The organism is Exiguobacterium sp. A1_3_1 (assembly GCF_048985645.1).
In the GTDB taxonomy this organism is placed as follows: Bacteria; Bacillota; Bacilli; order Exiguobacteriales; family Exiguobacteriaceae; genus Exiguobacterium_A; species Exiguobacterium_A indicum.
In genome coordinates, this window is record NZ_WBYY01000121.1 from 1 (window position 1) to 9985 (window position 9985).

The following is a 9985-nucleotide window of genomic DNA, read 5'->3' on the forward strand; positions in this document are numbered from 1 at the left end:
ATCAACACCTGTATCGATGACCGCAATTTTGACAGGTGCTAATTTTTTCCCACTAAATCGTTTTTGGAACTCCTCAAAACCAATTCCAACATTCGGGAACTGTTCGAAGACTGTTTTCTTATTGATGGCCCATTGGTAATCAAAATTGATATCACTTGTTGCTTTGTAAGTTTGAATCTTTTCCACATATTCGACTGCTGATGAGCGACCAATCGATTGCTTTAATGCTGACGCTGATTGTCCCTTCACCGTTGGATCTTCTGTCACTACAATGAAATCACCAGCTTTACCAAGCGGTAAACGCTCAACATCTGCTGATTGAATTCCAGCAATTTTCATCGAACTGACTGTTTTCCCTGGCTTTAACTTAACGATGAATCGCGTAGTTTCTTTTGACTGAATGTTCATCCCTAATGTTCCGAACGTATCGTCTAACGTACTGCCGCTCATCTCAGATATCTTCATTTTTTTGGCATATCCATCGATTTCTTCTGCAATCACAGCAGGCGATGCATCGCGTGATAATGTATAAAGACGGTCAACGGCTTGTTGATCTGTCTTTGTCAGCGTGTACGATGTTCCACGTACGAGTGCCTCCATTGCAGGTTTCAATGTTTTTAAATCTTCGTACGCTTGTTGACGCTTATCTTTATTGAAAAGAAGCGTTTTGACAACGTAAGGCGATGTTTTGTAATAAAGCGACGTCAAGGCACGACCTGCGTCCGATTGACTCAATACCTGTTTTTGGATCGAGTGCATAAGAGCAAGCATTGGTTTTTCTTCTTTTGTTTGTTTTAATGCTTCTTCTGCCATACAGCTAATATCACTGATTGGCTCATATTCGACAGCTAATTTGACGTTATTGTATGTCAGCTTAACGTTTGCTGCTTTTGTCGTTTTCCCCTCTTCGATGTTCGGGTAATATTCGACTTTGACATAATACGGTCCATCCCATGCATATGGAACGGCTAATTTTGTCGTTGCTTTTTCATTCGGTTCTGCTTCTGTCCGGTAACGATCAAATGTATCATCTTCAGCTGCCATCGCTTCGCTCGGGTAAGCTGTCACTTGAACAGGTTGATCCGTATCGATTGATAACTCAAAGTGTGACGCTGTTTTTTCTACACCTGCTTCATGATTGACACGGTACCAATATGTATTTTTTTCTTCCATTCCGGTCTTAAGTGTCGTTTCTTGTCCTGCTTGTAAAAGTGTTGCGCTTGCAAGAGCGGTCTCCGCTTTTGCAGTAGTTGGTCCTACGCCGAGCGTTAAAACTAAACAGCTCAGCATGACCCAAATCATCAGTTTCTTCACACATGCTCCTCCTTCAAAATGGATATACTTTAATTTGATTATAAACAGTATATGGATAAAATGGATAATTAATTTATAGTGAAATCTTACAATTTTGAAAGAAAGACGCATCATGTTCTAAAGAACACGATGCGTCTGACTCCATTCATTTAAAATCTGCTACATATTCGCCGTATCCTTCTTGTTTCAAGTCCTCTTTCGGAATAAAACGTAAGGCGGCTGAGTTCATACAATACCGAAGCCCTGTTGGCTCTGGACCATCCGAGAAGACGTGTCCAAGATGGGCATTTCCATGTCGACTTCGGACTTCCATCCGTTTCATGCCGATTGAAAAATCACTTTTCTCAATGATATTACCTGGCTCAAGTGGTTTCGTAAAACTCGGCCATCCTGTCTTCGAATCATATTTATCATTTGATGAAAACAGTGGTTCTCCAGAAATCAGATCGACATAGATCCCGTCTGCTTTCAAATCGTGATACGGATTATCAAACGCTGGCTCCGTTCCATCCTCTTGTGTCACTTTATACTGGATGGCGGTTAATTTCTTTTTGATTTCTGCGTCTGATAATTTTGGATAGGTTGGAAGATCGAGTTTGGGTTGATCATTCCAGTAGCGATCGATGAAGTCGTCGCGTCCAGAAGCTGCCCGGTAAAACTTATATTTCTTCTCACTCTTCAAATAGTAATCCTGATGGTATGCTTCCGCTTCATAAAAAGGACCTGCCGCAATCAACGGTGTGACGATTTTATCATCGAAGATCTGTTGTTTCTCTAAATCCTGTTTCGATTGTGCTGCGATTTCTTTTTGTTTCTCATTCGTATAGAAAATCGCCGTTGTATAAGACTCACCACGATCGACGAATTGACCATCTGCATCCGTCGGATCAATCTGGCGCCAGTAGACATCTAATAATTGCTTGTACGAGATGACGTTCGGATCAAACGTGATCAATACCGCTTCCCGATGACCTGTCGTCTCCGCTGACACTTGATTATACGTCGGATTTTCAACATCACCGCCCGTATAACCAGAAATGACGGACTTGACTCCTTTTAATTCTTCGAACGGGGGCTCCATACACCAGAAGCATCCTCCAGCTAAAATCGCTGTCTCTTCCGGTTGATAACTCAATTCCTTACTGCCACTTGATTTTGCTTGCTGTTGCTGGAACACGAAGTATCCCCCGACCATGATGACGATGAGACCGATGACTGATAAAATCGTCCACATTCGTTTCTTCATCTCCCTTCGCCTCCTTTATTTAGCTTACGTCGCATGACGTCGATTGGATGTTCTTTTATTTAACTGTACCGCGCTAATACCGTCTTGTCGTAGCATGTGCTCAAAAGAAGCACATTCAATACTATGTAGAGTTCTTGTGTGTTTCTCCACAAAAAAAAGAGCCTCATATCGACTCTTTTCGAAAATTAACCTTTTTGAATCCAGAATTTTAGGACGCTTGCTTCTTCTTCATGTTTGACGAGTGCATGACCACCTGATGTCGCCCACGCCTGAAGATCGTTTTTTGCCCCTTTATCCGTTGCATGGACTTCAAGGATTTGACCTGATTCGAGTCCAGCGATGGCTTTTTTTGTTTTTACGATTGGCATCGGACAAGCAAGTCCTTTTGCGTCGAGTACGAGTTCTGATTTCATGTTGTATTCCTCCTGAATGATTTGATGTTCGTTATGAATCGGCTTAGCGTACCGCACAGCGGTTCGGTCCGACTTCCATTTCCCGTTGTGTTTCAAGATCGGGTGTCTGTTTCCCCATGTTTGTTTCACGGATATCTTGATACGCGTTCGGTTGTGGCGGCAGGTTCTCTGTGACCATTTTCCGGAATGTTGCTTCATCGTCGATGTTGAGACCATGATTGTTCGCAAGCAAGATGCTTAATTTTTCCGCTACACTACCATCCGTGTTCAATTCTTCAATGATCATGAAATGTGCCGGTAAGACGATTAATTCTGGTGAAAGATCACGATACGTGTTGTAGAGCGAATCGCGTAAGTCACCGACCCAGTCTTCCGCGAGACCGGCTAAATCCGGACGACCAATCGAGTCGATGAACAAGATATCACCTGTCAATAAATAACGCTGATCGACGATGAATGAAGTCGATCCAATCGTATGTCCCGGGGAATAAAGAGCGCGTACTTCAATCGCTGTATCCCCCACTTGAACCGTACTACCGTCTTCAAGTGGTGCATAATCGAATGTGACATCCGTCGCATCTTTTGGCGGCAACCAGTATGTCGCGCCTGTTTTTTCGGCGATGTCGCGTCCTCCAGAAATATGATCCGCATGAAGATGTGTATCAAACACATGCTTAATCGTGACGTTGCGTGATGCGGCATAATCCAAATACACATCTGTCATTCGTGTCGCGTCGATGAGTACGGCCTCTCCTTCTGAGATGACCATATACGAGAGACACCCTTTACCGATTCGAACGAACTGAACGACTTCGCCTTGATCAGTTCCTGTTTCGTTCAGCGTTCCGAGTGAAATCGGTTCTAGATGTTCACTCCATGCTTTCATACCGCCTGACAGATACGATACGTCTCGTCCTGCTTCTTCTAGCATATCGGCGACGAAAATCGATGAACCTTCTTTTGCGCAAACGACGAGAACATCCTGATCCGTCGGAAGCTGATCGAGAATCTCCTCGACACCATCCAACAATTCAAAATACGGAATGTTGAGGTACTTGAAGTTCTCTCCTTCGATTTTCCAATCTTGAAACGCATCCTCATTCCGGACATCTAAGATGAACAGAGACTCACGTCCAATGATTTTTTTTGTAACTTGTGCGGCTGTCATTGCTTGTGCCATATCTACTCGTTCCTCCTCTACTTTACGCTGTTGTATTATTTCGCTGAAACGAGTGTCGTCGTCTCAGACGCCCATTCCTGCATACCCGGTACGACATTGTGGACCGTATACCCCTTGTCACTGAGCTGTCGGCATGCCATGTCACTTCGGCTACCTGTCCGGCAGATGACATAAATCGTCTGATTTGAATCCAGTTCTGCATGGCGTGTCTCCAGTTCGCCTAACGGAATATTGATGGCTCCCGGTACATGGGCGAAGGCATATTCTGCTTGTTCACGAACATCAAGTACCGTGATCGAGTCGTCTTGACGTGCTGCTTCGACTGTTGCGTTATCGACGGTTTGAGCGAATGCTGCTGGTTCCGTGACATCACCTGTTGATTTCCGAACGTAATGACGGAGCACTTCGCCTTCTTCAATCGTGCCTAAATAATGATTGCCGGTGCTGTTTGCCCAGGCACGGAGATCTGCAGTTGATCCTTTATCCGTCGCTTGGACTTCGATGACTTGTCCAGGTTCTAACGTCTTGATCGTTTTTTTCGTCCGAACGATCGGCATCGGACAAGCGAGACCTTTAGCGTCCAATACGATATCTGATTTAATCCTAGTCATACAATTCGCTCCTTTACGGTGTGGGGTATTATTTCGTTTCGCCTTCGTACGACATCATGCCGCCATCCATGTTCGTCACGTCATATCCTTGTCCTTCGAGATATGTCGTTGCGCGACCACTGCGCGCACCAGAACGGCATACCATGACATACTCTTTTTTCTTGTCGAGTTCGTTCATCTTGAATTCAATCAATCCGAGTGGAATATGGATCGCTCCCGGAATCATTCCTTCTTTGACTTCATCGACTTCCCGGACATCAATGACGTTCAGTTGTTCACCACGTTCGATTTTTTCCTGTACTTCTGTTGCTGTCATGCGTTTCATGTTCAATTCCTCCTCTTGATTCGATTTAGCGCCAGGCATTCATTCCGCCACGGACTTCCGTGACATTTGAATAACCAGCTTTTTTTAGTACTTTGACGGCTTGTTTGCTTCGCATCCCGCTTTGACAGATGACGATCACTTCTTTGTCTTTCGGGATTTGATTCAGTTGACTGTTTAGCGTTTGTAATGGAATGTTCTTAAATCCTTTGATGTGATTGCCTTTGAATTCTGCCGGTGTCCGAACATCGAGATAAAATCGTTTGCGGTCGTTTAGTAACGGCTTCAGTTCCGTGGTCGACACTTGTTTGACGCCTTTTGTTGGGGCGAACATCTTATAAGCGAGATAGCCGACGATGAGCAACAAGATGATCGATAGTATATCCATGCGTCATTCCTCCTTCAGATCATTAGATGAATAGATTGACGTTTCCGTTCTCCGCATCGGCGAGGTAGGCGGCAACACCTGCATACTCAATCCCGTCGTGTAATTCTTCCTGTTTCAAACCGAGTAAATCCATCGTCATCGTACAGGCGACGAGTTTGACATCCTGTTCTTTCGCTAATTCGATTAAGTCTGGAAGTGGCATCGCATTGTGCTTCTTCATGACGTTTTTAATCATTTTTTGACCTGCACCACCGAAGTTCATTTTCGAGAGTGGCATCTTATCAGCACCGCGTGGCATGAACTTACCGAACATCTTCTCAAGGAATGTTTTATCCGGCTGGATCGGTTCATCCTTACGCATCGCATTCAAACCCCAGAAGGTATGGAAAATCGTAACTTCGTGATCGTATGCGGCTGCACCGTTGGCAATGATATAAGCTGCCATTACTTTGTCGTACTCTCCACTAAATAAAACGATGGTTGTTTTTTTCGTATCTGACATGAACGTAATTCCTCCAAGTTTTTACCCTAAGGGGTATATTAATTCGTAAAAAATTTTATCTGCTTTTCATTAAGAGTTGAACAGCCTCTGCAACGGCTTGTTCATGATTTTCCGTCGCATCATCCTGACGGACACAGTCGATCAAGTTTTCACTGACGACGAGACCGATGACGCGATCGATTGCACTACGTGTCGCGCTCAGTTGTGTAACGACATCCTTACAAGACGCCTCTTCTTTCATCATTCGAACGATTCCGTGGATTTGTCCTTCAATCCGATTCATCCGATGAATGATGCGATCTTCATAACCGTTTTCCATATGAAGTCCATCTCCTTTTTTAAATGTGACATACGTCATACCTCGTTGGTACATTTCATACAATAATACCTACAGGGGTATAAGTCAACGAAAAAGATTTCCGATTTTATCGCCATTGTAGAACGTCCGGAAATCTTTTTACATTTAACCTCTCCAATTCGCCTGTAAAAAAGTGATCCAATGTTCTGCAAGGCGAGTCGGCATCTTCTCTGGTAACAGGTAGCGAAACGTTCGTTTAGAAATCCCTTTCGCATGAAGCGTAAAGGACTCGGACGGGAAAGACGTGACGAGTCGTTCCGACAATGCTGCAATGCCACTCCCATTAAAAACAAGTTGACGCACTAAATAGTTGGCATCGACTGTAATCGTTCGTGCGGGAACGATCGACGAAGCATCTAGCCAACGATCGAGCGCATAGCGGGATGCAGATCCTTCTTCGCGAACGATCCACGTTGCATCGTTTAACGAAAGATGAGCCGCACCCATGATGTGCAGTTGATCTTTCGCAAAGACGATTTGTTTGATCCCATCAAGTGTCAGCTCTCCTTCGATCATCCCGAGATCAATCTCACGATGTCTTAAGGCTGCTGCCACTTGATCGTGATTCATTAATTGGATATCTAGTGATACCTCGGGATGAGCGCTTGAAAACAGATGAATCATGTCATCGAGCAACATTTCGTGAATCGTATGCGTTGCTCCTATCCGTAAGGTTCCGCGGAAGACACCTTCCGATTCATCCAGCTGGGACTGCATCTGTTCGAGCTGGAAAAGAACTTCTTTTGCATGGCGATAGACAATCCAGCCCATTTCCGATACCTCGACCCCTATTGTGAATGAATCACGTATTAACAATGAATGTCCGATCTCTTCTTCTAGTCGTTTGACGTGAACACTGACCGTCGGTTGCGACAGAAATAACTGTTCCGCTGTTTTCGTAAAGTGACGTGTTTCAACGAGTGTGACGAACGTTCTGAGTTCAGTTAATTTCAACAATACCCCTCCTTATTACATTTCATAATCATTTATATATCATTAATTCATTTTTATAATCTTGTATTCCTCTTTCATACTCAAGGTATCACGTATTAGAAAGAAGGACTGTTTCATGATGTATATCTCATTTATTTTGTTAGGAGCAACCATCGGTATACTCTCCGGCTTTTTCGGAATCGGTGGCGGCATTATCCTGACCCCACTTTTATTGATTCTCAGCTATGAAGCCAGCACCGCGATCGTCCTCAGTCTGTTGCTGACACTCGGATCGACTGTGACCGGCACGCTTTCACATCTTCGATTAAAAACATTCCGTTTTCGTGATGCCGGGATTATTGGTCTGTCCGGCATCATCGGTTCTGCGTTGATCACACCAATTGTCTTTTGGCTCGAGCGTCATGCTGGTGCTGATGTCGTATTATCGAGTCTCTACATCGTTTTACTGATTGGTTTTTCGATTCAGTTCCTTCGTCCCCGTTCCAAGGAACGTCCGTCTTTTCCGGTCTATGATGCTTCGATCGTAAAGCTCGCCGTCATCGGACTTGCTGCCGGAATCCTCTCGTCATTGATGGGGGTCAGCGGTGGATTCTTGTTGACGCCTCTCTTGCTCGGATGGGTTCGTTTTCCGCTCAAACAAGCAATCGGAACGAGTATCGCCTCTGCGACATTGATCGTTCTTGGAGGAGTGACGAGTTATATTGCTTCCGGAACCAGCGCTCCGTTATCACTCGGGATTGCTTTAATCATCGGTGCGTTCATCGGCTCACCACTCGGTGCTTCACTTTTGCATCGTTTCAATGAACCGTTCGTTCAAAAGACGTTAGGAATCTTTTATGGCGTCGTCGCCTTAAGCGTCATCGTCAAAGTGTTCGGTCTTCCCTATCTGTCACTCGTCTTACTCGCTTTGTTCACACTCAGCCTGTTAAGCGTCTTCGGTTACCGGATTCTTAAAACGGTCTAAATGAAAAAGCAGCTGACACATCGTCAGCTGCTTTTGTGCGTGCTCAATGATTAACGTACGCTTTCTTCTTTGATTTTTTGTGGTTTCATGATTTTTGCTTCTTTTTTCTGACGCATGCGTTCTGCATTCATTAGTCCCCCTAACATCAGGACGACAGCAGATAAATAGAACCATGTCATCAAGACGATGATTCCGGCAAGCTGACCGTAAAGACGATCGTAACTCCCGAACTCGGCATAGTAAGAGAAGAATTCCGAAACGACTTGCCAAGCGATCGTCGCAAAAATAGCTCCAGGGAGTACTTGACGAACCGTCAGTCGGACACTCGGTAAAATCCGATACAATAAGATGAAAAAGACAAGTAAGAACAACGTCCCGAGTCCCCAGCGGAATAAGAACCAAATCCACGAATAGTTCGTCACGAAATCAGCGACGATTGCAAAGTGGTTGATGAAACGCCGTGTTAACTTTTCTGAAATCGGAACAATCAATGAGATTGGTAAGATGATCATCATCCCGATCGTAAAGGCGAAGTCTTGCAACAGTCCGCGCCAAAATGGTGCTTTTCGCGTCACTTCGAGCGCATCGTTCAACGAGCGGACAAGTGACTGGACCGACATCGAAGCAAGCCAAAAGGCAGCAAGGAAACTGATCGAGGCAAGTTTAAAGCCGCCTTGATCAAAGATTCCAACGACGTTCCGCTGAATCAAATCGTACGTTTCTGCCGGAGCAAACGGTCGAATTAAATCCAGTACGTTATCGGACGTAAACGGTAAGAACGAGACGATCCCAACTACGAATAATAAGAACGGGAATAAGGACAACATCAAATAATAGGCGAGCTGAGCCGATTTATCAAAAAAGGCTTCACCAAAAAAACGGGCAAATACAGGTTTGATTAAAGACATACAAATTTCCTCACTTTCAACTAATTCTCTACACTATCCCCCATTTCATACCTCCTTTAAACTTTTGGAAGTCTTTTGAACTTATAACAACCTTATACATCATTCAAGTTTGGCGCTTCGGTTCTGCGCGGGGTACACTAGGAACAGAGATTGTATCGTGCTTGTTTTTCAGAAAGGATTTCGATTCGTGTACTCACTCATTCAAATCGAAGCAGAACGCTTCTTTACTTCTTATATAGAGCAATACCCCGAAATGGCCGGACGTCAGCAAGAAGTCATCCGGTCGATTGAAACGACAGGAACGTACGAACAGACGGCTTCCGAGCTCGCGTTCGGCGCGAAGCTCGCTTGGCGGAACAGTAACCGATGTGTCGGACGTCTCTTTTGGGAACAACTCCATGTCTTTGACGCGCGGGATGCATTGACCGTTGAAGCGGTCCGCGACGCGTTATTTGAGCATATCCGGTTCGCGACGAACGAGGGACGAATTCGCTCGACGATCACGATTTTCCATCCGACACGTGTCCGGCTACATAATCACCAACTGATCCGCTACGCTGGTTACGAAACCGCAGCAGGAATCATCGGTGATCCGGCTTCGATCCAACTGACGCGACAATGTGAAGCACTTGGCTGGACCGGAGCGCGTACACCCTTTGATATCCTGCCCCTCTTGATTGAACTCGATGGACAAGTCAGCCTGCATCCGATTCCAGATGAGCTCGTGCTCGAAGTCAGCATCACACATCCTGACTTTGACCTGTTCGGTGGTCGCGAAGTCCGCTGGTATGCTGTGCCGATGATTGCCGACATGCAGCTTGAGAT

General features: G+C 45.0%; 12 protein-coding genes and 1 pseudogene. 2 read left to right on the forward strand and 11 right to left on the reverse strand.

Annotation, left to right across the window (positions count from 1 at the left end; translation table 11 throughout):
- The 10 genes and pseudogenes from F8N00_RS12605 to F8N00_RS12650 all read right to left on the reverse strand — a co-directional run.
- Window positions 1-1314 (reverse strand): annotated as a pseudogene (locus F8N00_RS12605) (peptidase S8); the annotation flags it as partial.
- Between the two features lie 145 nt (window positions 1315-1459).
- Window positions 1460-2560 (reverse strand): peptide-methionine (R)-S-oxide reductase MsrB, encoded by a 1101-nt coding sequence (msrB, locus tag F8N00_RS12610; protein WP_023466947.1) that lies wholly within the window; start codon window positions 2558-2560, stop codon window positions 1460-1462.
- 185 nt (window positions 2561-2745) lie between these two features.
- Window positions 2746-2973 carry a sulfurtransferase TusA family protein gene (locus F8N00_RS12615; protein ID WP_023466945.1) on the reverse strand — a complete coding sequence of 76 codons (228 nt, stop codon included), beginning with the start codon at window positions 2971-2973 and terminating at the stop codon, window positions 2746-2748.
- A gap of 43 nt (window positions 2974-3016) precedes the next feature.
- Entirely contained in the window at window positions 3017-4153 is a 1137-nt protein-coding gene (locus F8N00_RS12620; protein WP_064300580.1) for an MBL fold metallo-hydrolase, read from the reverse strand.
- Between the two features lie 35 nt (window positions 4154-4188).
- Window positions 4189-4764, reverse strand: a complete 576-nt coding sequence (locus F8N00_RS12625; protein ID WP_064300579.1) for a sulfurtransferase TusA family protein — start codon at window positions 4762-4764, stop codon at window positions 4189-4191.
- 28 nt (window positions 4765-4792) lie between these two features.
- Window positions 4793-5089 (reverse strand): rhodanese-like domain-containing protein, encoded by a 297-nt coding sequence (locus F8N00_RS12630; RefSeq protein WP_023466941.1) that lies wholly within the window; start codon window positions 5087-5089, stop codon window positions 4793-4795.
- Between the two features lie 25 nt (window positions 5090-5114).
- The gene (locus F8N00_RS12635; RefSeq protein ID WP_421018338.1) at window positions 5115-5474 is read right to left on the reverse strand and encodes a rhodanese-like domain-containing protein; all 360 of its coding nucleotides are present in this window, start codon (window positions 5472-5474) and stop codon (window positions 5115-5117) included.
- A 22-nt stretch (window positions 5475-5496) separates the two neighbouring features.
- Complete coding sequence (locus tag F8N00_RS12640) at window positions 5497-5976, reverse strand: DsrE/DsrF/DrsH-like family protein (protein ID WP_023466937.1); 480 nt, start codon at window positions 5974-5976, stop codon at window positions 5497-5499.
- 55 nt (window positions 5977-6031) lie between these two features.
- Complete coding sequence (locus F8N00_RS12645) at window positions 6032-6295, reverse strand: metal-sensitive transcriptional regulator (protein WP_023466936.1); 264 nt, start codon at window positions 6293-6295, stop codon at window positions 6032-6034.
- A 144-nt stretch (window positions 6296-6439) separates the two neighbouring features.
- A complete protein-coding gene (locus F8N00_RS12650; protein WP_421018339.1) occupies window positions 6440-7288 on the reverse strand; it encodes a LysR family transcriptional regulator in 849 nt (282 codons plus the stop codon).
- A 115-nt stretch (window positions 7289-7403) separates the two neighbouring features.
- Here F8N00_RS12650 and F8N00_RS12655 point away from each other — a divergent pair, with 115 nt between their 5' ends.
- Window positions 7404-8252, forward strand: a complete 849-nt coding sequence (locus F8N00_RS12655) for a sulfite exporter TauE/SafE family protein (RefSeq protein WP_421018340.1) — start codon at window positions 7404-7406, stop codon at window positions 8250-8252.
- 50 nt (window positions 8253-8302) lie between these two features.
- Here the strand turns inward: F8N00_RS12655 and F8N00_RS12660 are convergent, their stop codons facing one another.
- Window positions 8303-9160: a YihY/virulence factor BrkB family protein gene (locus F8N00_RS12660; protein WP_023466934.1), complete on the reverse strand. Its 858-nt coding sequence runs from the start codon at window positions 9158-9160 to the stop codon at window positions 8303-8305.
- A 187-nt stretch (window positions 9161-9347) separates the two neighbouring features.
- Here F8N00_RS12660 and F8N00_RS12665 point away from each other — a divergent pair.
- A partial coding sequence (locus F8N00_RS12665) for a nitric oxide synthase oxygenase (RefSeq protein WP_421018341.1) occupies window positions 9348-9985 on the forward strand: 638 nt, incomplete at its 3' end.

Bases quoted from the DNA above. Each gene is read 5' to 3' on its own strand.
- F8N00_RS12625 (WP_064300579.1), bottom strand. From the start codon at position 4,764: ATGACTAGGATTAAATCAGATATCGTATTGGACGCTAAAGGTCTCGCT.
- F8N00_RS12630 (WP_023466941.1), bottom strand. From the start codon at position 5,089: ATGAAACGCATGACAGCAACAGAAGTACAGGAAAAAATCGAACGTGGT.
- F8N00_RS12615 (WP_023466945.1), bottom strand. From the start codon at position 2,973: ATGAAATCAGAACTCGTACTCGACGCAAAAGGACTTGCTTGTCCGATG.
- F8N00_RS12655 (WP_421018340.1), top strand. From the start codon at position 7,404: ATGATGTATATCTCATTTATTTTGTTAGGAGCAACCATCGGTATACTC.
- F8N00_RS12620 (WP_064300580.1), bottom strand. From the start codon at position 4,153: ATGGCACAAGCAATGACAGCCGCACAAGTTACAAAAAAAATCATTGGA.
- F8N00_RS12635 (WP_421018338.1), bottom strand. From the start codon at position 5,474: ATGGATATACTATCGATCATCTTGTTGCTCATCGTCGGCTATCTCGCT.
- F8N00_RS12640 (WP_023466937.1), bottom strand. From the start codon at position 5,976: ATGTCAGATACGAAAAAAACAACCATCGTTTTATTTAGTGGAGAGTAC.
- F8N00_RS12660 (WP_023466934.1), bottom strand. From the start codon at position 9,160: ATGTCTTTAATCAAACCTGTATTTGCCCGTTTTTTTGGTGAAGCCTTT.
- F8N00_RS12645 (WP_023466936.1), bottom strand. From the start codon at position 6,295: ATGGAAAACGGTTATGAAGATCGCATCATTCATCGGATGAATCGGATT.
- msrB (WP_023466947.1), bottom strand. From the start codon at position 2,560: ATGAAGAAACGAATGTGGACGATTTTATCAGTCATCGGTCTCATCGTC.